We start from the raw sequence: 26,983 nt of genomic DNA, 5'->3' as shown, positions 1-26,983 counted from the left end.
ATGACCTCGCGCACCGGTTTCTTCCTGCTCGCCGCGGCCCTGCTGCTGGTCGCCCTGATCTGCATGGGCGAGGGCGTCCAGCTGATCGCCACCGGCAAGCCGCTCGGCATCGGCCTCGGCCTGTGCGCCTTCGCCATCCCCGGCCTCGGAATCTGGTTCCTGGTGCAGACCGTCCGCTTCGGCCGGGCCAGCGAACAGCTCGCCCGCGAGCTGGAGGCCGAGGGCGGCCTGCCGGTCGACGAGCTGGTACGGACCGGCGGCGGACGGATCGACCGCGCCTCGGCCGACGCGGTCTTCGCCCGCCGCAAGGCCGAGGCCGAGGCGTCCCCGGACGACTGGCGGGCCTTCTTCCGGCTCGCCGTCGCCTACGCCGACGCCGGGGACACCCCGCGCGCCCGCAAGGCCATGCAGCACGCCATCCGGCTGCACGGCACCGCAACCGTTCAACCGAGGAGTACCGCGTGACCGACGAAACGGCCCCCCAGTTCCGCAGTGACGTCACCGTCGAGCTGGTCCGCAGCGCCGCCGCCGACTCCGACGTCATCTGGGCCGCCCGCGTCTCCACCGCCGGCGAGCAGTCCCTGGAAGCCCTCCAGGAGGACCCGGAGAAGTCCAAGGGCCTGATCAACTACCTGATGCGGGACCGGCACGGCACGCCCTTCGAGCACAACTCGATGACCTTCTTCATCAGCGCGCCGATCTTCGTCTTCCGCGAGTTCCACCGCCACCGCAGCGGCTGGTCCTACAACGAGGAGTCCGGCCGCTACCGCGAGCTGGAGCCGGTCTTCTACGTCCCCGGCGCCGACCGCAGGCTGGTCCAGCAGGGCAAGCCCGGCCGGTACGAGTTCGTCGAGGGCACCCCCGGGCAGCACAAGGTGACCACCGAGGCCATGGAGGCCAGCTACCGGGCCTCCTACCGGGCGTACCGCGAGATGCTCGCCGAGGGCGTCGCCCGCGAGGTCGCCCGCGCCGTCCTCCCGGTCGGCCTGTTCTCCTCCATGTACGCCACCTGCAACGCCCGCTCGCTGATGCACTTCCTGTCGCTGCGCACCAAGCGGGAGAACGCCACCGTGCCCTCCTTCCCGCAGCGGGAGATCGAGATGGTCGCCGAGCGGATGGAGGACGAGTGGGCGCGGCTCATGCCGCTCACCCATGCGGCCTTCGAGAAGCACGGCCGAGTCGCCCCCTGACCTGCGCCGACGGGCGATCCGGGCGCTGGGCCCGGCATGTCTGGATTGCGGCTCCCGCACCCGCTTCATACGCTCAGGACACGGATTCCGGTGCTGCTTGAACCCCCGAGCATGCAGCACCGGAATCCCATGTCCGGCCCGGCTCCCCCGGCCGTCCGGGGGCGCGGATGTCCGAACCCTGGACCGGTGTGACCGACCCCGGGGTGCCTACGAGTAGTTTTGGACGCATGGCTCCGACCTCCACCCCCAAGACACCCTTCGGCCGGGTCCTGACCGCGATGGTCACCCCCTTCACCGCCGATGGCGCCCTCGACCTCGACGGCGCCCAGCGCCTCGCCACGCACCTCGTGGACTCCGGCAACGACGGCCTGGTGCTCAACGGCACCACCGGCGAGTCCCCGACCACCACCGACGCCGAGAAGGCGCAGCTGGTCCGCGCCGTGGTCGAGGCCGTGGGGGACCGGGCCCACGTGGTCGCCGGCGTCGGCACCAACGACACCCACCACAGCACCGAGCTGGCCCGCCAGGCCGAGGCGGCCGGTGCGCACGGGCTGCTGGCGGTCACGCCGTACTACAGCAAGCCCCCGCAGGAGGGCCTGTACCGGCACACGGTGGCCATCGCGGACGCCACCGGGCTGCCCGTGATGCTGTACGACATCCCGGGCCGCAGCGGGGTCGCGCTGAGCCACGAGACGCTGGTCCGGCTCGGCGAGCACCCGCGGATCGTTGCCAACAAGGACGCCAAGGGCGACGTGGGCGCCGCCTCCTGGGCCATCGCCCGCAGCGACCTGGCCTGGTACTCGGGCGACGACATCCTGACCCTGCCGCTGCTGTCGGTCGGAGCCGTCGGCGTGGTCAGCGTCGCCGGTCACCTGGTCGCCGGCGAGCTGCGCGGCATGATCGAGGCCTTCACCGCCGGGGACGTCGCCAAGGCGACCTCGGTCCACCAGAGCCTGCTGCCGGTGTTCAGCGGTATCTTCCGTACCCAGGGAGTCATCCTGAGCAAGGCCGCGTTGAACCTGCAGGGCCACCCGGCCGGCCCGCTCCGACTCCCGCTGATCTCCGCCACCGAGGAGGAGATCGCCGTTCTGAAGCAGGATCTCGCCGCCGGCGGGGTACACCTGTAGTCAGACGACAGACGTACGCGCCCCGGCTCGCCGGACCCCCTCGGGTCCGCCGCTGGACCGGATCGACGGCGCGGAGGCACCTGAAACAAGGAAAACCGACGATGGACGTACGCCATATGTCCCCGGGGGAGGACCCCGGGCATATGGCGTTCGTCGTGAGGAGAGCGATTTGAGCCACCCGCATCCCGAACTCGGCGCACCGCCGGCCCTCAAGGAGGGCGCGCTCCGGATCACCCCGCTCGGCGGACTCGGTGAGATCGGGCGCAACATGACGGTCTTCGAGTACGGCGACCGCATCCTGATCGTCGACTGCGGCGTGCTGTTCCCCGAGGACGAGCAGCCGGGCGTCGACCTGATCCTCCCGGACTTCAGCTACATCCGGGACCGCCTCGACAAGATCGACGGCATCGTCCTGACCCACGGGCACGAGGACCACATCGGTGCCGTCCCGTACCTGCTCCGGGAGAACCCGGACATCCCGCTGATCGGCTCGAAGCTCACCCTGGCGCTGATCGAGGCCAAGCTCGCCGAGCACCGGATCCGGCCGTACGTGCTGGAGGTCGCCGAGGGTCACCGCGAGCGGATCGGCCCGTTCGACTGCGAGTTCATCGCGGTCAACCACTCCATCCCGGACGCCCTGGCGGTCGCGGTCCGCACCCCCGCGGGCATGGTCGTGGCCACCGGTGACTTCAAGATGGACCAGCTGCCGCTGGACGGCCGGCTGACCGACCTGCCCACCTTCGCCAAGCTGGCCGAGGAGGGCATGGACCTGCTGCTGGTGGACTCCACCAACGCCGAGGTCCCCGGCTTCATCCCGCACGAGCGGGACATCTCCTCGGCGCTGCGGAACGTCTTCGCCAACGCCGACCGCCGGATCATCGTGGCCTCCTTCGCCAGCCACGTGCACCGCATCCAGCAGGTGCTGGACGCCGCGCACGAGTACAAGCGCAAGGTGGCCTTCGTCGGCCGCTCGATGGTCCGCAACATGGGCATCGCCCGCGACCTCGGCTACCTCAAGGTGCCCGGCAACCTGATCGTCGACGTCAAGACGCTGGACGACCTGCCCGAGAAGGAGGTCGTGCTGATCTGCACCGGCTCCCAGGGCGAGCCGATGGCGGCGCTGTCCCGGATGGCCAACCGCGAGCACCAGATCCGGATCGTCGAGGGCGACACCGTGGTGCTGGCCTCCTCGCTGATCCCGGGCAACGAGAACGCGGTCTACCGGGTCATCAACGGCCTGACCCGCTGGGGCGCCAAGGTCGTCCACAAGGGCAACGCCAAGGTGCACGTCTCCGGCCACGCCTCGGCCGGCGAGCTGCTGTACTTCTTCAACATCTGCAAGCCGCGCAACCTCATGCCGGTGCACGGCGAGTGGCGCCACCTGCGGGCGGCCGCCGACCTCGGCATCCTCACCGGCATCCCGCGCAACCGCACGGTCATCGCCGAGGACGGCGTCTGCGTCGACCTGGAGGACGGCGTCGCGCGGATCGTCGGCAAGGTCCAGGCCGGGTACGTCTACGTGGACGGCTCCTCGGTCGGCGACATCACCGAGGCCTCCCTGAAGGACCGCCGGATCCTCGGCGAGGAGGGCTTCATCTCGGTCTTCGTGGTGGTCGACTCCACCAACGGCAAGATCGTGAGCGGCCCGACCATCCAGGCCCGCGGCTCCGGCATCGAGGACGCGGCGTTCACCTCGGTGGCCTCGAAGCTGGAGGAGGCGCTCACCAAGTCCGCCAACGAGGGCGTGCTGGAGATCCGCCAGATCCAGCAGCTGGTCCGGCGGACCATCGGCAAGTGGGTGGCGGACAACTACCGCCGCCGGCCGATGATCGTTCCGGTCGTGGTCGAGGTCTGAGGCCCGATTTGACGTGGGGCAGCCCGGTGCGTAATGTTCTCCGGGTTGCCCCACGGCCGGGTGGCCCGCTTTTCGAATTCCGATCGGAGTTCGAACTTCGAGCGGGAAAACGACCGGAAGAACTCTGGTAGAGTTCGGGAGCGCCGAAAGGCGAAAGCGAAGCGGATGAATGAAACTCCGGAAAACGGAGCGGAAAACATCTGATAAGCTGGAAACACGAAAGAACGAAGCGCCCGGAGGGCCCGCTGGAAGGCGGTCCGAAGGAAGCGTCCGTTCCTTGAGAACTCAACAGCGTGCCAAAAGTCAACGCCAGATATGTTGACATCCCCGGCGAGGCCGTCATGGTCTTGTTGGAGATTCCTTTTGAAATAACACTAGCGAGGACGCAGTGCGCGGGATCACCTTATTCCGGTGGTTGCCGTGCCGCTCTTCCGCGAGTGGGATGCCCGATCACGGGTTGACATTCACGGAGAGTTTGATCCTGGCTCAGGACGAACGCTGGCGGCGTGCTTAACACATGCAAGTCGAACGGTGAAGCCCTTCGGGGTGGATCAGTGGCGAACGGGTGAGTAACACGTGGGAAATCTGCCCTGCACTCTGGGACAAGCCTTGGAAACGAGGTCTAATACCGGATATGACCTGCTCCTGCATGGGGGTGGGTGGAAAGCTCCGGCGGTGCAGGATGATCCCGCGGCCTATCAGCTTGTTGGTGGGGTAACGGCCCACCAAGGCGACGACGGGTAGCCGGCCTGAGAGGGCGACCGGCCACACTGGGACTGAGACACGGCCCAGACTCCTACGGGAGGCAGCAGTGGGGAATATTGCACAATGGGCGAAAGCCTGATGCAGCGACGCCGCGTGAGGGATGACGGCCTTCGGGTTGTAAACCTCTTTCAGCAGGGAAGAAGCGCAAGTGACGGTACCTGCAGAAGAAGCACCGGCTAACTACGTGCCAGCAGCCGCGGTAATACGTAGGGTGCGAGCGTTGTCCGGAATTATTGGGCGTAAAGAGCTCGTAGGCGGCCTGTCGCGTCGGATGTGAAAGCCCGGGGCTTAACCCCGGGTCTGCATTCGATACGGGCAGGCTAGAGTGTGGTAGGGGAGATCGGAATTCCTGGTGTAGCGGTGAAATGCGCAGATATCAGGAGGAACACCGGTGGCGAAGGCGGATCTCTGGGCCATTACTGACGCTGAGGAGCGAAAGCGTGGGGAGCGAACAGGATTAGATACCCTGGTAGTCCACGCCGTAAACGTTGGGAACTAGGTGTTGGCGACATTCCACGTCGTCGGTGCCGCAGCTAACGCATTAAGTTCCCCGCCTGGGGAGTACGGCCGCAAGGCTAAAACTCAAAGGAATTGACGGGGGCCCGCACAAGCAGCGGAGCATGTGGCTTAATTCGACGCAACGCGAAGAACCTTACCAAGGCTTGACATACGCCGGAAACGTCCAGAGATGGGCGCCCCCTTGTGGTCGGTGTACAGGTGGTGCATGGTTGTCGTCAGCTCGTGTCGTGAGATGTTGGGTTAAGTCCCGCAACGAGCGCAACCCTTGTTCTGTGTTGCCAGCATGCCTTTCGGGGTGATGGGGACTCACAGGAGACTGCCGGGGTCAACTCGGAGGAAGGTGGGGACGACGTCAAATCATCATGCCCCTTATGTCTTGGGCTGCACACGTGCTACAATGGTCGGTACAAAGGGCTGCGATGCCGCGAGGCGGAGCGAATCCCAAAAAGCCGGCCTCAGTTCGGATTGGGGTCTGCAACTCGACCCCATGAAGTTGGAGTTGCTAGTAATCGCAGATCAGCATGCTGCGGTGAATACGTTCCCGGGCCTTGTACACACCGCCCGTCACGTCACGAAAGTCGGTAACACCCGAAGCCGGTGGCCTAACCCTTGGGAGGGAGCCGTCGAAGGTGGGACCAGCGATTGGGACGAAGTCGTAACAAGGTAGCCGTACCGGAAGGTGCGGCTGGATCACCTCCTTTCTAAGGAGCACATGGCCGACTGCGAGCGAATGTCTCGCACGGTTGCTCATGGGTGGAACGTTGACTATTCGGCACCGGTTTGGCGCAAGCCACTAGTACTGCTTCGGCGTGGAACGTGATTGTTTGCGAGGGATCGGGTCGGGCACGCTGTTGGGTCCTGAAGGAACGGCCATCAAGGTTGTTGCTTCAGAGTTGCCGGCCTCATGCGAGGCATCCCGGTTCGGGGTGTTGAGTGTGGGTGTCTGGTCGTTGTTTGAGAACTGCACAGTGGACGCGAGCATCTGTGGCCAAGTTTTTAAGGGCGCACGGTGGATGCCTTGGCACCAGGAACCGATGAAGGACGTGGGAGGCCGCGATAGGCCCCGGGGAGCTGTCAACCGAGCTTTGATCCGGGGGTGTCCGAATGGGGAAACCCGGCAGTCGTCATGGGCTGTCACCCGCTGCTGAACACATAGGCAGTGTGGAGGGAACGCGGGGAAGTGAAACATCTCAGTACCCGCAGGAAGAGAAAACAACCGTGATTCCGGGAGTAGTGGCGAGCGAAACCGGATGAGGCTAAACCCAAGTGGTGTGAGACCCGGCAGGGGTTGCCGCTTGGGGGTCGTGGGAATGAGCTTGATCGGTCTGCCGGCCGGTCGGCGAGTCAGAAACCGTTGGTGTAGTCGAAGGACATGCGAAAGGTCCGGCGTAGAGGGTAAGACCCCCGTAGACGAAACATTAGCGGCTTGCTTGCTCATCTCCCAAGTAGCACGGGGCCCGAGAAATCCCGTGTGAATCTGGCGGGACCACCCGCTAAGCCTAAATATTCCCTGGTGACCGATAGCGGATAGTACCGTGAGGGAATGGTGAAAAGTACCGCGGGAGCGGAGTGAAATAGTACCTGAAACCGTGTGCCTACAAGCCGTGGGGGCAGTCTTCGGACTGTGACTGCGTGCCTTTTGAAGAATGAGCCTGCGAGTTTGCGGTGTGTAGCGAGGTTAACCCGTGTGGGGTAGCCGTAGCGAAAGCGAGTCCGAATAGGGCGATTGAGTTGCACGCCCAAGACCCGAAGCGGAGTGATCTAGCCATGGGCAGGTTGAAGCGCGGGTAAGACCGTGTGGAGGACCGAACCCACCAGGGTTGAAAACCTGGGGGATGACCTGTGGTTAGGGGTGAAAGGCCAATCAAACTCCGTGATAGCTGGTTCTCCCCGAAATGCATTTAGGTGCAGCGTCGTGTGTTTCTTGCCGGAGGTAGAGCACTGGATAGGCGATGGGCCTCACCGGGTTACTGACCTTAGCCAAACTCCGAATGCCGGTAAGTGAGAGCACGGCAGTGAGACTGTGGGGGATAAGCTCCATGGTCGAGAGGGAAACAGCCCAGAACACCGACTAAGGTCCCTAAGCGTGTGCTAAGTGGGAAAGGATGTGGAGTCGCAGAGACAACCAGGAGGTTGGCTTAGAAGCAGCCACCCTTGAAAGAGTGCGTAATAGCTCACTGGTCAAGTGATTCCGCGCCGACAATGTAGCGGGGCTCAAGTACACCACCGAAGTCGTGTCATTCACACGTGTAGGCCCAACGGCTGTGTGGATGGGTAGGGGAGCGTCGTGTGCCGGGTGAAGCAGCCGAGGAATCGAGTTGTGGACGGTTCACGAGTGAGAATGCAGGCATGAGTAGCGATACAAGAGTGGGAAACTCTTGCGCCGATTGACCAAGGGTTCCTGGGTCAAGCTGATCTGCCCAGGGTAAGTCGGGACCTAAGGCGAGGCCGACAGGCGTAGTCGATGGACAACGGGTTGATATTCCCGTACCCGCTTTGAAGCGCCAACGTTGAACCCTCTGATGCTAAGGCCGTGAAGCCGCCCCGGAGCCTTCGGGCGAAGGGGAGTGGTGGAGCCGCTGAACCAAGGTGGTAGTAGGTGAGCGATGGGGTGACGCAGGAAGGTAGTCCAGCCCGGGCGGTGGTAGTCCCGGGGTAAGGGTGTAGGCCGAGTGATAGGCAAATCCGTCACTCATTGAGGCTGAGACCTGATGCCGAGCCGATTGTGGTGAAGTGGATGATCCTATGCTGTCGAGAAAAGCCTCTAGCGAGTTTCATGGCGGCCCGTACCCTAAACCGACTCAGGTGGTCAGGTAGAGAATACCGAGGCGTTCGGGTGAACTGTGGTTAAGGAACTCGGCAAAATGCCCCCGTAACTTCGGGAGAAGGGGGGCCATTCCTGGTGACGAGTCTTGCACTCCGAGCTGGGGGTGGCCGCAGAGACCAGCGAGAAGCGACTGTTTACTAAAAACACAGGTCCGTGCGAAGCCGTAAGGCGATGTATACGGACTGACGCCTGCCCGGTGCTGGAACGTTAAGGGGACCGGTTAGTCTAGTTTCGGCTAGGCGAAGCTGAGAACTTAAGCGCCAGTAAACGGCGGTGGTAACTATAACCATCCTAAGGTAGCGAAATTCCTTGTCGGGTAAGTTCCGACCTGCACGAATGGCGTAACGACTTCTCGACTGTCTCAACCACAGGCCCGGTGAAATTGCATTACGAGTAAAGATGCTCGTTTCGCGCAGCAGGACGGAAAGACCCCGGGACCTTTACTATAGCTTGATATTGGTGTTCGGTTCGGCTTGTGTAGGATAGGTGGGAGACTTTGAAGCGGCAACGCCAGTTGTTGTGGAGTCGACGTTGAAATACCACTCTGGTCGTGCTGGATGTCTAACCTGGGTCCGTGATCCGGATCAGGGACAGTGTCTGGTGGGTAGTTTAACTGGGGCGGTTGCCTCCCAAAGGGTAACGGAGGCGCCCAAAGGTTCCCTCAGCCTGGTTGGCAATCAGGTGTTGAGTGTAAGTGCACAAGGGAGCTTGACTGTGAGACTGACGGGTCGAGCAGGTACGAAAGTAGGGACTAGTGATCCGGCGGTGGCTTGTGGAAGCGCCGTCGCTCAACGGATAAAAGGTACCCCGGGGATAACAGGCTGATCTTCCCCAAGAGTCCATATCGACGGGATGGTTTGGCACCTCGATGTCGGCTCGTCGCATCCTGGGGCTGGAGTAGGTCCCAAGGGTTGGGCTGTTCGCCCATTAAAGCGGTACGCGAGCTGGGTTTAGAACGTCGTGAGACAGTTCGGTCCCTATCCGCTGTGCGCGTAGGAGTGTTGAGAAGGGCTGTCCCTAGTACGAGAGGACCGGGACGGACGAACCTCTGGTGTGCCAGTTGTCCTGCCAAGGGCATGGCTGGTTGGCTACGTTCGGGAGGGATAACCGCTGAAAGCATCTAAGCGGGAAGCCTGCTTCGAGATGAGCACTCCCACCTCCTTGAGAGGGTAAGGCTCCCAGTAGACGACTGGGTTGATAGGCCGGATATGGAAGCCCTGTGAGGGGTGGAGTTGACCGGTACTAATAGGCCGAGGGCTTGTCCTCAGTTGCTCGCGTCCACTGTGTTGGTTCTGAAACCACGACCCGTCTTGCCGGCGGATAGTTTCATAGTGTTTCGGTGGTCATAGCGTGAGGGAAACGCCCGGTTACATTCCGAACCCGGAAGCTAAGCCTCACAGCGCCGATGGTACTGCAGGGGGGACCCTGTGGGAGAGTAGGACGCCGCCGAACAATCATTCAGGGAAGGGCCCCGCATTCGTGCGGGGCCCTTTTCGCATTTCCGGGGGAGTTCAGGGGTGACCTGGACGGCCTGGGCCGTGGACCGGCTGGTTGACTGTGGCCGTGAACGCGCTGCTGTCGACCTTCGTGCCGATCTGGGTCCTCACCGCGATCGGCTACCTGGTCAGCCGGAGCGGTCTGCTCGGCGACCAGGCGGAGGCGGTGCTCGGGCGGTTCGTGTTCCATGTGGCGATGCCGGCCGCGCTGTTCACGATGGTGGCGAGGACCTCGCTGAGCAGCTTCGCCAATGCCTCGATGCTGGCCTTTGTCGCGGGCACGGTGGTGGCCTCGGGGCTGGGGTTCCTGGCGAGCGGGTGGCTCGGCCGGGCGACGGCGGACCGGGCGATCGGCGGGATGGCGGCCGGGTACGTGAACTCCGGGAACCTGGGGATCCCGGTGTCGGTGCAGGTGTTCGGGGATGCCTCGTTCGTCGCGCCGGTGATGTTGTTCCAGGTGCTGCTGGTCACTCCGGTGATCCTGGCGCTGGTGGACGCCGGTCGCCGGGGCCCGCAGGGTGACGGCGGCGACGGTAACGACGGTGAGGTCGCCGCGCGGGGGAGCGGCGGTTCGGCCTGGGATCGGGTGCGGCGGACGCTGCTGCTGCCGGTGCGGAACCCGATCATCATGGCCTCCGCCCTGGGCTGTGTGTTCTCGGTGGCCGGGTGGCAACTGCCGCAGGCCGTGGGGAAGTCGGTGGAGCTGCTGGGTGGTGCGGGGGTGCCGACGGCGCTGGTGACGCTCGGGATGTCGCTGCACACCCGGCCGGCCGTGCAGGCCGGTGAGGCGCGGCGGGCCCGGGCCGAGCTGACGGTGACGGTCCTGGTGAAGAACCTGCTGCAGCCGCTGGTGGCCTATGCCGTGGGGGCGTGGGTGCTGGACCTGCCGCCGTCCCGGCTCCTGGTGGCGGTGCTGTTCTCCGCGCTGCCGACCGCGCAGAACGTGTTCATCTACGCCCGCCAGTACGACCGGAGCACCGCGCTGCCCCGGGACGCGGTGCTGTGCACCACGCTGGTGTCGATGCTGACGCTGACCCTGGTGACCTGGCTGCTCGGTCCGGTACCCGGCTGAGCCGCGGCCCGGGAGGGTTTCTTCCCCGGCCGGAACATTCGTTGACCCCGGTCCGCCGGCACTGGAACGCTGAACGTGTGAGCCGATCCGTCAGCCTTGTGGGCCGCCTGCACGTCGATCTCCGACGGCACGCGAGTGCGATCTGTGCCGCCTGCCGCTGATGACGGCCCGGCGGCCGTGACCGCCGCCGTCCCCCGCGCACCGCGCTTCCTCTCCTGACCTGGCTGTCCCGTCTGCCTCGGCCTGTCCCGGGCCGCTCCCGTCGGGGACCCGTCCGGTGCGCTCATCCGTCACCGCCCGTACGCCGCTTCCCGGGTGACCGTCAGGGCGTCCCTCCCACCCTTTCCGCCGTCCCGCGCCGCTGCCCGCGCCCGCGCCTGCCCCCGTCCGCCGGGGCCGGTGCCGGGTTCGGCCGTCCCGGCCGGCGTCCTCCCGCTGCCTGCAAAGGACTTCGCCATGCCTGCGACCTCGCGCCGCCAGTTCCTCACCCTCGCCGCCCTGGGGGCCGCGGCTGCCGCCTGCGGGCAGGCCACCGCCTCACCCGGACGTGGGGGCGGGACCCGCAGACTCAGATACCAGGGCTGGGCGGGGCAGGTGACCCTGCCCGAACTCGCCGAGGACCTGGGCTACTTGGAGGACGTCAAGCTGGAGTGGGTGGGCAACACCATCAGCGGCCCGCAGGACATCCAGTCGGCGGCCACCGGGCAGATCGACTTCGGCGGCGCCTTCAACGGCGCGGTGGTGAAGCTGATCGCCGCCGGGGCGCCGGTGAAGGCCGTCATCAGCTACTACGGCGTGGACGAGAAGGCGTTCAGCGGCTACTACGTGCTCCAGGACAGTCCGATCCGCTCGGCCCGCGACCTGCTCGGCAAGAAGGTCGGCATGAACACCCTCGGCGCGCACAGCGAGGCCGTCCTCGACGTCCACCTGCAGCGCAACGGCCTGACCACCGCCGAGATCGGCAAGGTCGAACCGACCGTCATCCCGCCGGTCAACACCGAACAGGCGTTGCGGCAACGGCAGATCGAGGTCGGGGTGCTCGGCGGCATCCTGCGCGACAAGGCGCTGGCCGCGGGCGGGATCCGGCCGCTGTTCTCCGACTTCGACCTGCTGGGCCGGTTCAGCGCCGGTACCTACGTGCTCACCAACCGGTTCCTGAAGGAGAACCCGGACACCGCACGGATCTTCACCACCGGGGTGGCCAGGACGATCGAGTGGGCCAGGACGGTGCCGCGCGAGGAGGTCATCGCCCGCAGCACCGAGATCGTCCGGCGGCGCGGCCGCAACGAGGACACCGCCTCGCTGAAGTACTGGCAGTCCACCGGCGTCGCCGAGAGCGGGGGGCGGATCTCCGACGCCGAGTTCCGGCTGTGGATCGACTGGCTGGTCGAGCACGGGGACATCAAGGCGGGCCAGGTCCGGCCCGGCGACCTCTACACCAACGAGTTCAACCACGACGACGCGGCGGCCACGGCCTCCCCCGTGCCGAGCGGGAGTTGAGGGCATGAGCGCGCAGATCAGCTTCCGGGGCGTCACCAAGACCTTCCCGGTCCGCGGCCGGGCCGGCGGCGAGTTCCTCGCGGTCGACGCGGTGGACCTGGAGATCGCCGCCGGTGAGTTCACCGTCCTGGTCGGGCCCAGCGGCTGCGGCAAGTCCACCCTGCTGGACCTGCTCGGCGGGCTGACCACGCCGACCACCGGGGAGATCCTGCTGGACGGCCGGCCGGTCACCGGCCCGGGGCTCGACCGCAGCACCGTCTTCCAGCAGTACGCGCTGCTGCCGTGGCGCAGCGCCCAGGGCAACGTCGAGTTCGGCCTGGAGGCGGTCGGGGTGCCGCGCCGGCAGCGGGCCGCCCGCGCCCGCGAGTACCTGGACCTGGTCGGCCTGACCGGGTTCGAGGACCGGCATCCGCACGAGCTCTCCGGCGGCATGCGGCAGCGGGTGGCGATCGCCCGCAGCCTCGCCTACGACCCCGGGGTGCTGCTGATGGACGAGCCGTTCGCCGCGCTGGACGCGCAGACCCGCGAGTCGCTCCAGGACGAGCTGCTCGGGATCTGGGAGCGCACCGGCAAGACGGTGCTGTTCATCACCCACGGCATCGAGGAGGCGGTCTACCTCGGGCAGCGGGTGGCGGTGCTGACCTCGCGGCCCGGACGGGTGAAGGAGATCGTCCCGATCGACCTCGGCGACCGCCGAGAGGCCCAGGACCTGCGCTCCAGCCCCGAGTTCGCCCGCTACCGGCACGAGATCTGGACCCTGCTGCACGACGAGGTCAGCCGCGCCCAGCGGCTGGAGAGGGAGGTGAGCGCGGCATGAGCACCGATCTCGGGACTCCGGTCACGGCACCCGTACCGGCACCTGTAGCAGTGCCGGTACGGCCCGTCGTGGCGCACCGGACGGCGCGCCTCCCCGGGGTGCTGCGGCCGGTCCTCCGGGGGCTGACCAAGAGCGTGGCGATCGCCGCGCTGCTGGCCGTCTGGGAGCTGGCACCCCGGCTCGCGCTGGTGGACCGGACCTTCCTGCCCCCGTTCAGCGAGGTGCTGGACGCCTGGTGGGGGCTGCTGGAGAGCGGGCAGTTGGCCGCCAACACGCAGGCGAGCCTGGCCCGTTCGTTCAGCGGGTTCGGTCTGGCGGTGGCGGTCGGGGTATCGCTGGGCCTGCTGATCGGCTGGTACCGGCCGGTGGCCGACCTGCTGAGCCCGCTGCTGGAGCTGTTCCGCAACACCGCGGCGCTCGCGCTGCTGCCGGTGTTCGTGCTGATCCTCGGCATCGGGGAGACCTCGAAGATCTCGATCGTGCTGTACGCCTGCCTCTGGCCGGTCCTGCTGAACACCATCAGCGCGGTCCGCACGGTCGACCCGACCCTGCTGCGGCTGGCCCGGTCGCTGGACCTGTCCGCGCCGCGGCTGTTCCAAAAAGGACCAGGGCGTCGTCCTCCCAGCTGTCCCAGAGCGCGGTGACCACCCGGAGGAACTCGTCGGCCCGCTCGTAGCGGACGGCGTGCTCCTGGTTGGCGCTGCGGCCGAAGTTCTGGGCGGCGCGGTCGCCGGCGGAGGTGATGATGTTCCAGCCGGCGCGGCCGCCGCTGATGTGGTCCAGCGAGGCGAACTGGCGGGCCAGGTTGTACGGCTCGGTGAAGCCGGTGGAGACGGTGCCGATCAGGCCGATCCGCTCGGTGGCGGCGGCGACCGCGGCGAGCAGGGTGAACGGTTCGAAGGCGCTGATCAGGCCCCAGCCGCCGTCCGAGCGGGCCTCCACCCCGTCGGCGAGGAAGACCGAGTCGAAGGCGGCGGCCTCGGCCTGGCGGGCCAGCCGCTGGAAGTGCCCGACGTCCCCGGCCAGGGCCGGGTCGGTGCGGGGGTGGCGCCAGGCGGCCTCGTGGTGGCCGACGCCCATCAGGAAGAGGTTGAAGTGCAGTTGGCGGTTCTCGGGCATGACGGACACGCTCCGGGTGCGGAGGAGGAACGGGATGGTCGGAATCCTTCCGGCGCGCACCCGGGGCGACAACGATCCGTCGGCCGGCGGAATTAATGCGGCGTTGACGCCGTCGTACGGGCCGTGCGCAGGTCCATCGGCCGGCGGTAGGCGCTGTCCAGCACCCCGGCGCCGGCGGCCACCGCCAGCAGGTCCGTCCCGAAGGAGGCGGCGGTCACCAGCTGGACGGGCTCCGGGCGGGCGTGTTCGGCGACCAGCCCGTGCAGCCGCCCGGCGAGCTGCGGGGCGACCGCGAGGCCGGCCTCGGCGACCACCAGGACCTCCGGGTTGAGCAGGTCGATCAGCAGCGCGGCGGCGGGCGCGGCCATGCGCAGCCGGTCCTCGAACAGCCGCAGAGCGGCCGGGTCCCCGGCGGCGGCCAGAGCGAGCAGCAGGTCGAACTCGGGGGCGGGGACCAGCCCGAGCGCGTGGGCGCGGCGGGCGGTGGCCGCCTCGGAGACGGTGGCCTGGAGGCAGCCGGTCCGGCCGCAGGGGCAGGGCTCGGTGGAGCCGGGGACCGGCAGGTGGCCGATGTCCCCGGCGCGGGAGCGGCGGCCGGTCAGTACGGTGCCGCCGGTGACGATGGCGGCGTCCACCACGTTGCCGACGAACAGCTGGACCAGTTCGGTGGCGCCGCGTCCGGCGCCGAACAGCAGCTCGGCCCGGGCCAGGGCGCGGGCGTGGCCGTCCAGGTGCACGGGCAGCCGGGTGGCGTCGGCGAGCAGGTCGCGGACCGGGACGTCGCGCCAGCCGAGCGGGCCGTGCTCGACGACCGTGCCGGTCCCGGCGTCGACCCAGCCGCCGGTGACCACGCCGAGGCCGAGCAGCGAGCGGCCGGCCGACCGGCGGGCGGTGAACGAGGGCAGGTGGTCGCGGACCGTCCGGAGCACCGCGGCCGGTCCGCCGGCGCGGGGCAGCCGCTCCCGGGCGACCACCCGGCCGCGCAGGTCCAGCAGGGAGAAGGTGATCCGGGGGACGCCGATGTGCACCCCGACGGCCAGGTGGTGGCGGGTGTCGACGTCCAGCGGCAGCCGGGGGCGGCCGGCCCGGGGCGGACCGTGCGGGGCCAGCTCGCGCAGCAGGCCGAGGCCGATCAGGTCGGTGGTGTGCCGGGAGACCGCGGCCGGGCTCAGGCCGGTGGCCCGGCCGACGGCGGCCCGGGTGAGCGGTCCGCCCGCCAGGACGGTGCGGAGCACGGCGCCGGCGCCACCGCCCTCGACGGGCTGCGCGGGCCGGCCGGGCACGGGGGGTGCGACCAGGGAGAGCATCCCCCGATGCTGGCAGCGGGGTGTTGCACCCGGGTGGCGGCGGCGTGACGGTGCGAGCGGAGGCCTGGTGCCCGAACGGCAGGGCAGCGTCAAAATGCCGCTAAAACCGGCCCGGGACCTGCTCGGACGCAGGTCGGGAGCGGCCGGGGACCGTAGTCTCGAAGGCGGCGGACAGGTGCCCGGAGGAGTGTGTCCCCCGGGCGGGACCAGAATGGTGACATGGCACGGGGAAGGCTGCGGATCTACCTCGGGGCGGCCCCCGGGGTCGGCAAGACGTACGCCATGCTGTCCGAGGCCCACCGCCGGCTGGCCCGCGGCGCCGATGTGGTGATCGGCGTCGTCGAGCACCACGACCGCCGGTTCACCGCCGACCTGATCGAGGGTCTGGAGGCCGTCCCGCGGCAGCTGCTGGAGCACGGCGGCGCCCGGTTCGCCGAACTCGACCTGGACGCCCTGCTGGCCCGCCGCCCGGCGGTCGCCCTGGTGGACGAACTCGCCCACACCAACGCCCCCGGCTCCCGCAACGCCAAGCGCTGGCAGGACGTGGAGGAACTGCTGGCGGCCGGCGTCGACGTCGTCTCCACCGTCGACATCCAGCACCTGGAGTCCCTCGGCGACGTGGTCGAGGGCATCACCGGCGTCCGCCAGCGCGAGACCGTCCCCGACGAGGTGGTCCGCCGGGCCGACCAGATCGAGCTGGTCGACATGGACCCGAAGGCGCTGCGCCGCCGCCTGGCCCACGGCAACGTGTACGCGCCGGAGCGGATCGACGCGGCCCTCGCCCACTACTTCCGCCCCGGCAACCTGACCGCGCTGCGCGAGCTGGCCCTGCTGTGGACGGCCGACCGGGTGGACGAGTACCTCCAGCGCTACCGCGCCGAGCAGGGCATCAAGGGCACCTGGCAGGCCCGGGAGCGGATCGTGGTCGGCCTGACCGGCGGACCCGAGGGCGCCACCCTGATCCGCCGGGCGGCCCGGATCGCGGCCCGCGGCTCCGGCGGCGAGCTGCTCGCCGTGCACATCTCCCGCTCGGACGGCCTCAGCCGCGGCGGCTCCCCGCAGACCCTGATCGAGCAGCGGGCGCTGGTGGAGAGCCTTGGCGGCTCCTTCCACGTGGTGCTGGGCGAGGAGGCGGCCGCCGGGCTGCTGGAGTTCGCCCGCGGGGTCAACGCCACCCAGATCGTGCTGGGCACCAGCCGCCGCAGGATGTGGCAGTACCTGTACGGGCCGGGTGTCGGCGCCACCGTCACCCGGGACTCCGGGGACATAGACGTCCACATGGTCACCCACGAGCACGCCGCCCGGGGGCTCGGCCGGATCCCGGTCCGCCGGATCACCGACCTCGGCCGGACCAGGACGACCGCCGGCTGGCTGCTCGGCGTCGGCGGCCCGCCGCTGCTCGCCCTGGTGCTCAGCAACCTCGGCCTCGGGCTGAGCACCGACATGCTGCTCTTCCTGTCACTGACGGTCGGTGCGGCCCTGGTCGGCGGCCTCCTCCCGGCCATCGCCTCGGCCCTGATCGGCTCCACCGCGCTGAACTACTTCTTCACCCCGCCGCTGCACACCCTGACCATCGACGAGCCGGAGAACATCGCCGCCGTGGCGATCTTCACCACGGTCGGCATCGCGGTCGCCACCGTGGTGGACGTGGCCGCCCGGCGCAGCCAGCAGGCCGCCCGCAGCCAGGCCGAGGCGCAGACCCTCAGCGCGCTGGCCGGGACGGTGCTGCGCGGCGCCCCCACCGGTGAGGGGGCGCTGACCGCCCTGCTCGACCAGGTCCGCGAGACCTTCCAGCAGGAGACGGTGGCCCTGCTGGAGCGCCCGGACGAGCACAGCGCCTGGCAGGTGGTCGCCGCCGTCGGCCCCGGCGTGCCCGGGCGGCCGGAGGACGCCGACGTGGACGTGCCGGTCGGCGAGCTGGTCGCCCTGGTGCTGTCCGGCCGTGTCCTGCCTGCCGAGGACCGCCGGCTGCTCGGCGCCTTCGCCGCCCAGGCCGTCGCCGTGCTGGAACGCCGCCGGCTGGCCGGCGAGGCCGCCGCCGCGCGCCGCCAGGCCGAGGGCAACCGGATCCGCACCGCCCTGCTCGCCGCCGTCTCGCACGACCTGCGCACCCCGCTGGCCGCCATCAAGGCCGCCGTCAGCTCGCTGCGCGCCGAGGACGTGGAGTGGGACGAGGAGGACGAGGCCGAACTGCTGGCGTCCATCGAGTCCGGCGCCGCCCGGCTCGCCCACCTGATCGACAACCTGCTCGACATGAGCCGCCTGCAGACCGGCACGGTCACCCCGCTGCTCCAGCCCACCGACCTGGACGAGGTGGTCCCGTACGCGCTCGGCGGGGTGCCGGCCGCGGCCGTCCGGACCGACGTGCCCGAGTCGCTGCCGATGGTCCGGGCCGACGCCGGGCTGCTGGAGCGCGCGCTGGCCAACCTGGTCGAGAACGCCGTCAAGTACAGCCCCGCCGGAGTCCCCGTTCTGGTGAAGGCGGACGCGCTGAAGCCCGCGGACGGACCCCGCCGGGTGGAGCTGCGGATCGTCGACCGCGGACCCGGCGTCCCGGAGGAGGCCCGGGAGCGGATCTTCGCCCCGTTCCAGCGGTACGGGGACGCCCCGCGCGGCGCCGGCGTGGGCCTCGGCCTGGCCGTGGCGCGCGGTTTCGCCGAGGCGATGGGCGGCACCGTCACCGCCGAGGACACCCCCGGCGGCGGGCTCACCATGGTGGTCTCGCTGCCCGCCGCCGACCTCCCCGCGCCGCCGGCCGCCGGGGCTGCCGTGGCCGCCGCCGTGGCCGCCGCCGTGGCCGACGGCCGGGGCGACGCCGGGGATGCCCCCACCGACCCCACCACCCCCCAACGGAAGGCGGAGCCCGTATGACCCGGGTCCTCGTCGTGGACGACGAACCCCAGATCGTCCGCGCGCTGGTGATCAACCTGAAGGCCCGCCGATACGAGGTCGACTCCGCCCAGGACGGCGCCGGAGCCCTGGAACTGGCCGCCGCCCGCCACCCGGACGTGATCGTCCTCGACCTCGGCCTGCCGGACATGGACGGCGTCGAGGTGATCAGGGGCCTGCGCGGCTGGACCCGAGTCCCGATCATCGTGCTCTCCGCCCGGCACGCCTCCGACGAGAAGGTCGAGGCGCTCGACGCCGGCGCCGACGACTACGTCACCAAGCCGTTCGGCATGGACGAGCTGCTCGCCCGGATGCGGGCCGCCGTCCGCCGCGCCGAGCCGGTGGCCGGCGAGGACGGCCCGGTGGTGGCCACCGCGACCTTCACCGTCGACCTGGCCGCCAAGAAGGTCAACCGGGACGGCACCGACGTCCGCCTCACCCCGACCGAGTGGCACCTGCTGGAGGTGCTGGTCCGCAATGCCGGCCGGCTGGTCAGCCAGACCCAGCTGCTCCAGGAGGTCTGGGGCCCGGCCTACCGCAAGGAGACCAACTACCTGCGGGTCTACCTCGCCCAGCTGCGCCGCAAGCTGGAGACGGACCCGTCGCACCCGCGCCACTTCATCACCGAGCCGGGTATGGGATACCGCTTCGAGCCCTGAGCCCTGGGCCGGCCGTCCGGTGGCGGCAGCGGCGTCGGGGGCGTCGGCGGCGGGCCAGGGTACGTCATCCGGCAGGGTCCGGGACCTGCGCCTCTGCCGTCCGGGTGAGCGGAACCGGTAGCCTTTCCGACATGAGTGGTGACATCAGCAGCGAGCAGCCGCAGGGCCGCTTCCGCCGCATGCTCAACCGGCTGACCTCCTCCTCGGAGGAGCTGGAGGCCCAGGAGCTCCGGCAGGACACCGCGGAGTCGGGCTGCACCCCGATCGCCAGCTGCGCGGACCGCGACGTGGTCACCGTGGCCGGCACCCTGCGCACGGTTACCCTCCGCCCCCGGGCCGGGGTTCCCGCCCTGGAGGCCGAGCTGTTCGACGGCACCGAGGCGCTGGACGTGGTCTGGCTCGGGCGCCGTTCGATCACCGGCATAGAGCCGGGCCGCCGGCTCATCGCCACCGGCCGGATCAGCCACGCACGCGGGCGCCGCGTGCTCTTCAACCCCCGATACGAGCTGCGTCCGGTCGGACACGGGAGCGAATCAGCGTGACCAACCTGCCCGGCGGCGACCCCGCCGCCCGTACGGCCGGCGACGAGTCGCTGGCCGCCCGCGTCGACAGCGCACTCACCGAGGCGGTGGTCGAGTCGGCCGGACGCCACTTCGAGGCCTCCGAGGCGGCCCGCAAGGCCGCCGAGGACGAGGCCGCCTCCAAGGCCGCCGCCGAGTCGGTGATGCAGGCCTTCGGCGGCGTGCGCGGCATGATCGACATGACGCTGCCCGGCCTGGTCTTCATCCTCACCTTCAACATCACCCACCAGGTGCCCGCCGCGGCCTGGGCCGCGCTCGGCCTGAGCGGGCTGTTCGTGGTGGTCCGGCTGCTGCGCCGGGAGACCATCCAGCACGCCTTCAGCGGCGTGTTCGGCGTGGCCATCGGCGCCTGGATCGCCATGAAGACCGGCAAGGCCGAGGACTTCTACCTCCCGGGCCTGCTCTACAACGTCGGCTACTGCGTGGCCCTGGCGATCTCTGCCCTCGTCCGCTGGCCGCTGGTCGGCCTGATGCTCGGCCCGGTCACCGGCGAGATGTTCACCTGGCGGACCAGGAACCCCGGCCGCCTCGCCGCGTACACCAAGGCCACCTGGGCCTGGGTGGTGATCATGGGCATCAAGCCGGCGATCCTCTTCCCGCTGTACCTGAGCGGCAACACCACCCTGCTGGGCTGGCTGAAGACCGCCCTCGGCATCCCGGCCCTGGTGCTGGCGATGTACGTGACCTGGCGGATCCTCCTCAAGGCCCCGGCCCCGATCAAGGCCGACCCCGAGCCCGAGCAGGACTGACGGGGTCCGGGCCGCACCGCGGACCACGACGGACCACCGACCACGACGAGGGGCCGTACCCGGCGATCCGGGTACGGCCCCTCGTCGTGGTCGCGTCGTGGTGCCCGTGCCTACTGGGCGCCGGAGACGGCGGAGAGCAGGTCCTCCAGCTCCTCCTCGCGCTCCTGGGCCGCGACGAAGAGCAGCTCGTCGCCGCCCTCCAGGGTGTCGTCCTTGCCCGGGACGAGCACCCGGCCCTCGCGGATGATCGTCACCAGCGCGGTGTCCACCGGCCAGGCCACGTCGCCGACCCGGGTGCCGACCAGCTCGGTGTCGGCGGCCAGGGTCAGCTCCACCAGGTTGGCGTTGCCCTGGCTGAAGCGCATCAGCCGGACCAGGTCGCCGACGCTGACGGCCTCCTCGACCAGCGCGGACATCAGGCGCGGGGTGGACACCGCGACGTCCACGCCCCAGGACTCGTTGAACAGCCACTCGTTCTTCGGGTTGTTCACCCGGGCGACCACCCGCGGCACGCCGTACTCGGTCTTGGCGAGCAGCGACACCACCAGGTTGACCTTGTCGTCACCGGTGGCGGCGATCACCACCTGGCAGCGCTGCAGCGCCGCCTCGTCCAGCGAGGTGATCTCGCAGGCGTCGGCCAGCAGCCACTCCGCCATGGGCACCCGCTCCACCGAGATGGAGTTCGGGTTCTTGTCGATGAGCAGGACGTCGTGCCCGTTCTCCAGGAGCTCGCCCGCGATCGAACGGCCGACCGCGCCGGCTCCGGCGATTGCGACGCGCATCACTGACCACCCTCCTCGGGGCCCTTGGCGAACGCGGCCTCGACCGCGGCCAGCTCGGAGCGGCGGAGCATCACATGCACCAGGTCGCCCTCCTGCACCACCATCTGCGGGGTGGGCAGCATGCCCTCGCCGAGCCGCGTGATGAACGCGACACGCACGTTCGCGGCCTCCTCCAGCGCGCTCAGCCGGTGGCCGACCCAGTCGTGCGAGAACGCCACCTCGGCCAGCTGCACGCTGCCCGACGGGTCCTGCCACAGCGGCTCGGCGCCGCTCGGCAGCAGCCGGCGCAGCATCTGGTCGGCCGTCCAGCGGACGGTGGCCACGGTGGGGATGCCCAGCCGCTGGTAGACCTCGGCACGCCGGGGGTCGTAGATCCGGGCCGCGACGTGCTCCACGCCGAAGTTCTCCCGGGCCACCCGGGCCGCGATGATGTTGGAGTTGTCACCGCTGGAGACGGCGGCGAAGGCACCCGCCTCCTCGATGCCCGCCTCCTTCAGGGTGTCCTGGTCGAAGCCCACGCCGGTGACCCGGCGGCCGTTGAACCCGGCGCCCAGGCGGCGGAACGCGGTCGGATCCTGATCGACCACGGCGACCGAGTGACCCCGTTTCTCCAGGGCTCTGGCGAGTGCGGAGCCCACGCGCCCGCAGCCCATGATGACGATGTGCACGGGACTACCTCACCCTTTCCGCTGGGGTCATGACCTGCGCAGACATCGCTCATCTTCCTTCCGTGGCCCCCGTGGTGGGGGATGGGTCCTCGGCCGCGCCGCGGCTTCGACGCGCCGGACAACCCTGGTGTTGCCCGCCGACCCGTCATCCGACACGCTAGCCGGTCCACCGAACAGAGTCTCGACGGAGGTGCCACCGGTAGTCGGCTCTCGGCGCGGGAGCCCCTACGATTCCTCTGTGCCTATGCCTGCTGACCTACCGAAACGCATCCTGATCGGGCGTGCGCTGCGCAGTGACAAGCTCGGTGAGACCTTGCTGCCCAAGCGCATCGCGCTACCCGTGTTCGCGTCCGACGCCCTCTCCTCGGTCGCCTACGCCCCCGAGGAGATCCTGCTCACCCTGTCGGTCGCCGGCGTCTCGGCGCTCCACTTCTCGTGGCAGATCGGCATCGTGGTCGCCGTCGTGATGCTCGCGGTGGTCGCCTCGTACCGGCAGAACGTGCACGCCTACCCCAGCGGCGGCGGTGACTACGAGGTCGCCACGGTCAACCACGGGCCGAACTCCGGCCTGGTGGTGGCCAGCGCGCTGATGGTGGACTACGTGCTCACCGTGGCCGTGTCCACCACCTCGGGCGTGGCCAACGTGGTCTCCGCCGTCCCGTCGCTGCGCGGCCACGAACTGGGACTGTCCGTGCTGGTCGTCGTGCTCCTCATGGGCATGAACCTGCGCGGCGTGCGGGAGTCCGGCAGCGCCTTCGCCGTCCCCACCTACGCCTTCATGGTCGGCGTGGTCGGCATGGTGCTGTACGGCGCCTTCCGCTACTTCGGCCTCGGCCAGGACATGCACGCCGAGAGCGCGGCCTTCCACCTGGAGGCGCTGCCCGGCGACGACTCGCTGGCCGGCTTCGCCATGGTGTTCCTGCTGCTGAAGGCGTTCTCCTCCGGCTGTGCCGCGCTGACCGGTGTGGAGGCGATCTCCAACGGCGTCCCGGCCTTCCGCAAGCCGAAGAGCAAGAACGCCGCCACCACCCTGCTGATGATGGCCACCATCGCCGTGGTGATGTTCATGGGCATCATCTGGCTGGCCCGGCTCACCGGCGTGCAGATGGCCGAGGAGGACCACCAGCTGGTGGGCGCCCCGGCCGACTACCACCAGAAGACCGCGCTGGCGCAGATCAGCGAGGCGGTGTTCTCCAACTTCACCCCGGGCTTCTACTTCGTGGCGGCCGTCACCGGCCTGATCCTGGTGCTGGCGGCCAACACCGCCTTCAACGGCTTCCCGGTGCTCGGCTCGATCCTCGCCCAGGACCGCTACCTGCCCCGCCAGCTGCACACCCGCGGCGACCGGCTGGCCTTCTCCAACGGCATCATCCTGCTGGCGCTGGTCGCGATCCTGTTCATCATCTCGTTCGACGCCGACCCGACCCGGCTGATCCAGCTGTACATCGTCGGCGTCTTCGTCGCGTTCAACATGAGCCAGTCCGGCATGATCCGGCACTGGACCCGGCTGCTGCGCACCGAGACCGACCCCAAGGTCCGCGCCCACATGCAGCGCAGCCGGGCGATCAACACCTTCGGCCTGGTGATGACCATGGCCGTGCTGATCGTGGTGCTGGCCACCAAGATCAGCCACGCCTGGATCGCGATCGCCGCCATGGTGGTGCTCTTCGTGATGATGAAGGCGATCCGCCGCCACTACGACCGCGTCTCGCGGGAGCTGGTCGCCGCCGAGGAGGCGGACGACGTGGTGATGCCCACCCGCGTCCACGGCATCGTGCTGGTCTCCAAGCTGCACAAGCCCGCCCTGCGCGCCCTGGCGTACGCCCGGCTGGCCCGCTCGCACACCCTGGAGGCGGTGACCGTCAACGTCGACCCGGCCGACACCGCCGCCCTGCGCAGGGAGTGGGACGAGCGCGGCATCGAGGTGCCGCTGAAGGTGCTCGACTCGCCGTACCGCGAGATCACCGGCCCGGTCCTGGAGTACGTCAAGAACCTGCGCCGCAACAGCCCGCGCGACGTGGTCTCGGTGTACATCCCGGAGTACGTGGTGGGTCACTGGTACGAGCACCTGCTGCACAACCAGAGCGCCCTGCGGCTCAAGGGCCGGCTGCTGTTCAAGCCCGGGGTCATGGTGACTTCCGTACCCTGGCAGCTGGAGTCCTCGGAGCGGCGCAAGCCGCAGAAGGCCTGGTCCGCGCCCGGCGCCGTCCGCCGCGGCGAGCCCCGGCGCCAGCCCGCGAGAGCCTCCGCCGATTCCACCTCCGCCTCCGCTGACACCGGCAAGGACGCATCCCAGTGACCCGCAACAACCCGCCCCGCTCCGGGGGCTCCGGCAAGTCAGGCAAGTCCGGGAAGCCCGGGAAGCCCGGGAAGTCCGGCAAGTCCGGGGCCAAGCCGGGGCAGGTGGCCCACCCCCGCTGGAGCAACCGGTCGGCCCGCCCGGCCGCCACCGACCGCGAGGGGTTCACGGCGCAGACCGCGCCGCGCGTCCCGGCCGAGCGGCCCGAGCCCGCCGAGTCCACCGGGCGGGACCGGGCCGCCGCCGACCGTCCCGAGCGCCGTCCGGCGGCCGGGAAGGCCGAGCGCGCCGACCGGGCCTCCCGGGCCGGTGGTCAGCCGTCCCGGGCCGGCGGCGGTGCCGGTGGCGGCGGTGGCCGCGACCGGCGGTCCGCGCCGCGCAAGCAGGCCGTCCGGCCGCCGAAGGCGCTGCGCACCACCGACCCGGCGCTGAGGGTCCCGAGCGGCGACCCGCTGGTCGGCGAGCGCTACGAGGTCGAGGTCGGCCCGGTGGCGCACGGCGGCGGGCACTGCGTGGCCCGGCACGAGGGCCGGGTGCTGTTCGTCCGGCACGCGCTGCCCGGCGAGCGGGTGGTCGTCCGGGTCACCGAGGGCACCACCACCTCCCGGTTCCTGCGGGCCGACGCGGTGGAGGTGCTGGAGGCCGCCAAGGAGCGGATCACCCCGCCCTGCCCGTTCGCCGGCCCCGGCAAGTGCGGCGGCTGCGACTGGCAGCACGTCACCCCCGGAGGCCAGCGCAAGCTCAAGGCCCAGGTGCTCACCGAGCAGCTGGCCAAGCTGGCCGGGCTCACCCCGGCCGAGGCGGGCTGGGACGGCTCGGTGGAGCCGGTGGGCGGCAAGCTGGCGGCCGGCGAGGTCCCGGCCTGGCGCACCCGCGTCCAGTACGCCGTGGACGAGTCCGGCGCGGTCGGCCTGCGCAAGCACCGCTCGCACGACGTCCAGCCGATCGACCGCTGCCTGATCGCCGCCCCCGGGGTGACCGAGCTGGGCATCGAGTCCCGGACCTGGCCCGGGATGGAGTCCGTCGAGGCGGTGGCCGCGACCGGGTCCTCGGACCGGCAGGTGATCCTCCGGCCGCGGCCGGGCGCCCAGCTGCCGCTGGTGGAGCTGGACCGTGAGGTGTCCATCTCCCGGGTCGACGAGCAGGAGCTGATGCACCGGGTGCACGGCCGGACCTTCGTCCGCGAGCGGGCCGCCGACCGCACCTGGCGGGTCAGCGACGGCGGCTTCTGGCAGATCCACCCGCAGGCCCCGGACACCCTGGTGGACGCGGTGCTGACCGGTCTCGACCCGCAGTGGGGCGAGATGGCGCTCGATCTGTACTGCGGCGTCGGCCTGTTCGCGGGCGCGCTGGCCGAGCGGGTCGGCGAGGACGGCGCGGTGCTCGGCATCGAGGCTGGCAAGCAGGCCGTGGCCGACGCCCGGCACAACCTGGCCGCGCTGGAGAACGTCCGGATCGAGTGCGACAAGGTCGAGACCCTGCTGCCGCGCACCGGGATCACCAGCACCGACCTGATCGTCCTCGACCCGCCGCGGGCGGGCGCGGGCCGGGAGACCGTCGCGCACCTGGTCGGCCTCCAGGCCCGCCGGATCGCGTACGTCGCCTGCGACCCGGCGGCCCTCGCCCGGGACCTGGCCTTCTTCCGCGAGGGCGGGTACCGGCCGGTCTCGCTGCGGGCGTTCGACCTGTTCCCGATGACCCACCACTTCGAGTGCGTGGCCGTCCTGGAGCCGGTCGCCGGCCGCGCCTGACGGTTCCGCGACGCGCCGACGGGTTCCGGCCCGTTCCGAAGCCGCCCCCGCCTCCCGAGGCGCGGGCGGCTTCGGCGTTCCCGGGGGCTGGGGCGGCTTTCCCGCGGCCTGCGGTGGTGGGTGCGCGGCCTGCGGTGGTGCCGTCGGGACGGTACCGCCCCGGGGTTTCCACCGGGGCGTGAGCGGACATCTGTGGGGAGCGGGGGCGGCCGGAATGCGCCCTTGTTGTGCTAGCACTTCAACGCTAGCGTTAAGTATGGCCAAGAAGCAGCTGAACGTCCGGGTGGATGCGACCACCGCCGAGATGGCCCGCGAGCGGGCCGAGCAGCAGGGGATCAGCATGAACCAGTACATCGAACGGCTGGTGCAGCAGGACATGGGCGAGTCCGGCAGACTCTTCGTCGACGCCGCCGCCCAGTTCATGAAGGAGTACGAGACGGCCTTCATCGCCGAGTTCGGCGAGCAGCGGGCGACCGGCGAGCTCCGGGATGTGCGCCGTTGAACCTTGAGGTCGACCTCTCATGGCTGCTCATGACCGCCGAGCAGTACACCCCCGGTGACCCGCACGTCACCGACTACGGATCCCTGCTGGCCGCCGTCACCCGGCACCAGGCCGAGATCTTCGACATCGCCGTCTACCCCGAGCCGCAGGACCGCGCCGCGGCCCTGATGCACCAGCTCATCCGGGTGCCGTCGCTGGAGCGCAGCAACGAGCTGTTCGCCACCGCCGTCGCCTACGCGTACCTGGTGGCCAGCGGCTGCACCGTCGCCACCACCGCCCGCGAGGTGCGCAGCCTGGCCCGGGCCATCCGGGAGGGCAAGCTCGGCGTCGCCGGCGTCGCCGAACGGCTCGGCATGTGGGTGGTCGAGGACCCTGAGGACGAGGAGGTCGGCGACGGGGACGACGACGAGGGCAACGAGGCGGACTGACGGGACCGCGGCGGCTCCCAGGTGGCCTTGGGCCGGCCCGAGGCCGACGGGGTCCGCGTGCCCGGGCTGAGTACGCTGGAG

General features: G+C 69.7%; 20 protein-coding genes, 3 rRNA genes and 1 pseudogene. 20 read left to right on the top strand and 4 right to left on the bottom strand.

Features of this window, described 5'->3' with window-relative positions:
• The 12 genes from ABWK59_RS12335 (at nt 1) to ABWK59_RS12280 (ending at nt 13,812) form a co-directional block, all read left to right on the top strand.
• Nucleotides 1-465, top strand: coding sequence for a hypothetical protein (locus ABWK59_RS12335; RefSeq protein ID WP_354640474.1), 465 nt, complete (start codon nt 1-3; stop codon nt 463-465).
• Entirely contained in the window at nt 462-1,190 is a 729-nt protein-coding gene (gene thyX / locus ABWK59_RS12330) for an FAD-dependent thymidylate synthase (RefSeq protein WP_354640473.1), read from the top strand. The genes ABWK59_RS12335 and thyX overlap by 4 nt, the downstream gene beginning before the upstream one ends.
• A 227-nt stretch (nt 1,191-1,417) precedes the next feature.
• Nucleotides 1,418-2,317 (top strand): 4-hydroxy-tetrahydrodipicolinate synthase, encoded by a 900-nt coding sequence (dapA, locus tag ABWK59_RS12325; protein ID WP_354640471.1) that lies wholly within the window; start codon nt 1,418-1,420, stop codon nt 2,315-2,317.
• Nucleotides 2,318-2,486: 169 nt separating this feature from the next.
• A complete protein-coding gene (locus ABWK59_RS12320) occupies nt 2,487-4,172 on the top strand; it encodes a ribonuclease J (RefSeq protein ID WP_354640469.1) in 1,686 nt (561 codons plus the stop codon).
• Nucleotides 4,173-4,635: 463 nt separating this feature from the next.
• Nucleotides 4,636-6,157 (top strand): 16S ribosomal RNA (locus ABWK59_RS12315).
• A gap of 285 nt (nt 6,158-6,442) precedes the next feature.
• Nucleotides 6,443-9,549, top strand: a 23S ribosomal RNA gene (locus ABWK59_RS12310).
• Between the two features lie 69 nt (nt 9,550-9,618).
• Nucleotides 9,619-9,735: ribosomal RNA gene (gene rrf / locus ABWK59_RS12305) — 5S ribosomal RNA — on the top strand.
• Together the 16S, 23S and 5S rRNA genes form the textbook arrangement of a ribosomal RNA operon.
• A 111-nt stretch (nt 9,736-9,846) precedes the next feature.
• Nucleotides 9,847-10,851 (top strand): AEC family transporter, encoded by a 1,005-nt coding sequence (locus ABWK59_RS12300; RefSeq protein WP_354640467.1) that lies wholly within the window; start codon nt 9,847-9,849, stop codon nt 10,849-10,851.
• The gene (locus tag ABWK59_RS12295) at nt 10,782-11,012 is read left to right on the top strand and encodes a putative leader peptide (RefSeq protein WP_354640466.1); all 231 of its coding nucleotides are present in this window, start codon (nt 10,782-10,784) and stop codon (nt 11,010-11,012) included. The genes ABWK59_RS12300 and ABWK59_RS12295 overlap by 70 nt, the downstream gene beginning before the upstream one ends.
• Nucleotides 11,013-11,307: 295 nt before the next feature.
• A complete protein-coding gene (locus tag ABWK59_RS12290) occupies nt 11,308-12,351 on the top strand; it encodes an ABC transporter substrate-binding protein (RefSeq protein ID WP_354640465.1) in 1,044 nt (347 codons plus the stop codon).
• 4 nt (nt 12,352-12,355) lie between these two features.
• Nucleotides 12,356-13,168 carry an ABC transporter ATP-binding protein gene (locus tag ABWK59_RS12285; RefSeq protein ID WP_354640464.1) on the top strand — a complete coding sequence of 271 codons (813 nt, stop codon included), beginning with the start codon at nt 12,356-12,358 and terminating at the stop codon, nt 13,166-13,168.
• On the top strand, nt 13,165-13,812 hold the full coding sequence (locus ABWK59_RS12280) for an ABC transporter permease (RefSeq protein ID WP_354640463.1): 648 nt from the start codon (nt 13,165-13,167) through the stop codon (nt 13,810-13,812). Before ABWK59_RS12285 ends, ABWK59_RS12280 begins: the two co-directional genes overlap by 4 nt.
• 40 nt (nt 13,813-13,852) lie before the next feature.
• Here ABWK59_RS12280 and ABWK59_RS12275 read toward each other — a convergent pair.
• Both ABWK59_RS12275 and ABWK59_RS12270 read right to left on the bottom strand, forming a co-directional pair.
• Nucleotides 13,853-14,248: pseudogene (locus tag ABWK59_RS12275) on the bottom strand (LLM class flavin-dependent oxidoreductase); the annotation flags it as partial.
• 131 nt (nt 14,249-14,379) lie between these two features.
• The gene (locus ABWK59_RS12270) at nt 14,380-15,594 is read right to left on the bottom strand and encodes an ROK family transcriptional regulator (protein WP_354640461.1); all 1,215 of its coding nucleotides are present in this window, start codon (nt 15,592-15,594) and stop codon (nt 14,380-14,382) included.
• 219 nt (nt 15,595-15,813) lie between these two features.
• Here ABWK59_RS12270 and ABWK59_RS12265 point away from each other — a divergent pair, with 219 nt between their 5' ends.
• The 4 genes from ABWK59_RS12265 to ABWK59_RS12250 all read left to right on the top strand — a co-directional run bounded on the left by ABWK59_RS12265 (nt 15,814) and on the right by ABWK59_RS12250 (nt 20,472).
• The gene (locus ABWK59_RS12265; RefSeq protein WP_354640459.1) at nt 15,814-18,465 is read left to right on the top strand and encodes an ATP-binding protein; all 2,652 of its coding nucleotides are present in this window, start codon (nt 15,814-15,816) and stop codon (nt 18,463-18,465) included.
• A complete protein-coding gene (locus tag ABWK59_RS12260) occupies nt 18,462-19,142 on the top strand; it encodes a response regulator (RefSeq protein ID WP_354640457.1) in 681 nt (226 codons plus the stop codon). Before ABWK59_RS12265 ends, ABWK59_RS12260 begins: the two co-directional genes overlap by 4 nt.
• 131 nt (nt 19,143-19,273) lie before the next feature.
• Nucleotides 19,274-19,684, top strand: a complete 411-nt coding sequence (locus ABWK59_RS12255) for an OB-fold nucleic acid binding domain-containing protein (RefSeq protein ID WP_354640456.1) — start codon at nt 19,274-19,276, stop codon at nt 19,682-19,684.
• On the top strand, nt 19,681-20,472 hold the full coding sequence (locus ABWK59_RS12250; RefSeq protein ID WP_354640454.1) for a DUF3159 domain-containing protein: 792 nt from the start codon (nt 19,681-19,683) through the stop codon (nt 20,470-20,472). Before ABWK59_RS12255 ends, ABWK59_RS12250 begins: the two co-directional genes overlap by 4 nt.
• A gap of 110 nt (nt 20,473-20,582) precedes the next feature.
• Here the strand turns inward: ABWK59_RS12250 and ABWK59_RS12245 are convergent, their stop codons facing one another.
• Together ABWK59_RS12245 and ABWK59_RS12240 are read right to left on the bottom strand one after the other, a co-directional pair.
• Nucleotides 20,583-21,254, bottom strand: a complete 672-nt coding sequence (locus ABWK59_RS12245; protein WP_354640452.1) for a potassium channel family protein — start codon at nt 21,252-21,254, stop codon at nt 20,583-20,585.
• On the bottom strand, nt 21,254-21,922 hold the full coding sequence (locus tag ABWK59_RS12240; protein WP_354640450.1) for a potassium channel family protein: 669 nt from the start codon (nt 21,920-21,922) through the stop codon (nt 21,254-21,256). The genes ABWK59_RS12245 and ABWK59_RS12240 overlap by 1 nt, the downstream gene beginning before the upstream one ends.
• Nucleotides 21,923-22,166: 244 nt before the next feature.
• On the opposite strand from ABWK59_RS12240, the gene ABWK59_RS12235 reads away from it, so the two are divergent.
• From ABWK59_RS12235 to ABWK59_RS12220, 4 genes are all read left to right on the top strand, one after another.
• Nucleotides 22,167-24,221 (top strand): APC family permease, encoded by a 2,055-nt coding sequence (locus ABWK59_RS12235; RefSeq protein ID WP_354640448.1) that lies wholly within the window; start codon nt 22,167-22,169, stop codon nt 24,219-24,221.
• A gap of 428 nt (nt 24,222-24,649) precedes the next feature.
• Complete coding sequence (locus ABWK59_RS12230) at nt 24,650-25,972, top strand: class I SAM-dependent RNA methyltransferase (RefSeq protein WP_354644926.1); 1,323 nt, start codon at nt 24,650-24,652, stop codon at nt 25,970-25,972.
• Between the two features lie 256 nt (nt 25,973-26,228).
• A complete protein-coding gene (locus ABWK59_RS12225) occupies nt 26,229-26,474 on the top strand; it encodes a toxin-antitoxin system HicB family antitoxin (protein ID WP_354640446.1) in 246 nt (81 codons plus the stop codon).
• Complete coding sequence (locus ABWK59_RS12220) at nt 26,471-26,902, top strand: fic family toxin-antitoxin system, toxin component (RefSeq protein ID WP_354640444.1); 432 nt, start codon at nt 26,471-26,473, stop codon at nt 26,900-26,902. Before ABWK59_RS12225 ends, ABWK59_RS12220 begins: the two co-directional genes overlap by 4 nt.
• Nucleotides 26,903-26,983: the final 81 nt, after the last annotated feature.

The sequence above is a fragment of the Kitasatospora sp. HUAS MG31 genome (genome assembly GCF_040571325.1).
Classification (GTDB): Bacteria; Actinomycetota; Actinomycetes; order Streptomycetales; family Streptomycetaceae; genus Kitasatospora; species Kitasatospora camelliae.
Note: the sequence above shows the minus strand (reverse complement) of the source record. Positions and strands in the feature narration are given on the sequence as shown.

Bases quoted from the DNA above. Each gene is read 5' to 3' on its own strand.
- ABWK59_RS12335 (WP_354640474.1), top strand. From the start codon at position 1: ATGACCTCGCGCACCGGTTTCTTCCTGCTCGCCGCGGCCCTGCTGCTG.
- dapA (WP_354640471.1), top strand. From the start codon at position 1,418: ATGGCTCCGACCTCCACCCCCAAGACACCCTTCGGCCGGGTCCTGACC.
- ABWK59_RS12290 (WP_354640465.1), top strand. From the start codon at position 11,308: ATGCCTGCGACCTCGCGCCGCCAGTTCCTCACCCTCGCCGCCCTGGGG.
- ABWK59_RS12285 (WP_354640464.1), top strand. From the start codon at position 12,356: ATGAGCGCGCAGATCAGCTTCCGGGGCGTCACCAAGACCTTCCCGGTC.
- ABWK59_RS12280 (WP_354640463.1), top strand. From the start codon at position 13,165: ATGAGCACCGATCTCGGGACTCCGGTCACGGCACCCGTACCGGCACCT.
- ABWK59_RS12270 (WP_354640461.1), bottom strand. From the start codon at position 15,594: ATGCTCTCCCTGGTCGCACCCCCCGTGCCCGGCCGGCCCGCGCAGCCC.
- ABWK59_RS12265 (WP_354640459.1), top strand. From the start codon at position 15,814: ATGGCACGGGGAAGGCTGCGGATCTACCTCGGGGCGGCCCCCGGGGTC.
- ABWK59_RS12260 (WP_354640457.1), top strand. From the start codon at position 18,462: ATGACCCGGGTCCTCGTCGTGGACGACGAACCCCAGATCGTCCGCGCG.
- ABWK59_RS12255 (WP_354640456.1), top strand. From the start codon at position 19,274: ATGAGTGGTGACATCAGCAGCGAGCAGCCGCAGGGCCGCTTCCGCCGC.
- ABWK59_RS12245 (WP_354640452.1), bottom strand. From the start codon at position 21,254: ATGCGCGTCGCAATCGCCGGAGCCGGCGCGGTCGGCCGTTCGATCGCG.
- ABWK59_RS12235 (WP_354640448.1), top strand. From the start codon at position 22,167: ATGCCTGCTGACCTACCGAAACGCATCCTGATCGGGCGTGCGCTGCGC.
- ABWK59_RS12225 (WP_354640446.1), top strand. From the start codon at position 26,229: ATGGCCAAGAAGCAGCTGAACGTCCGGGTGGATGCGACCACCGCCGAG.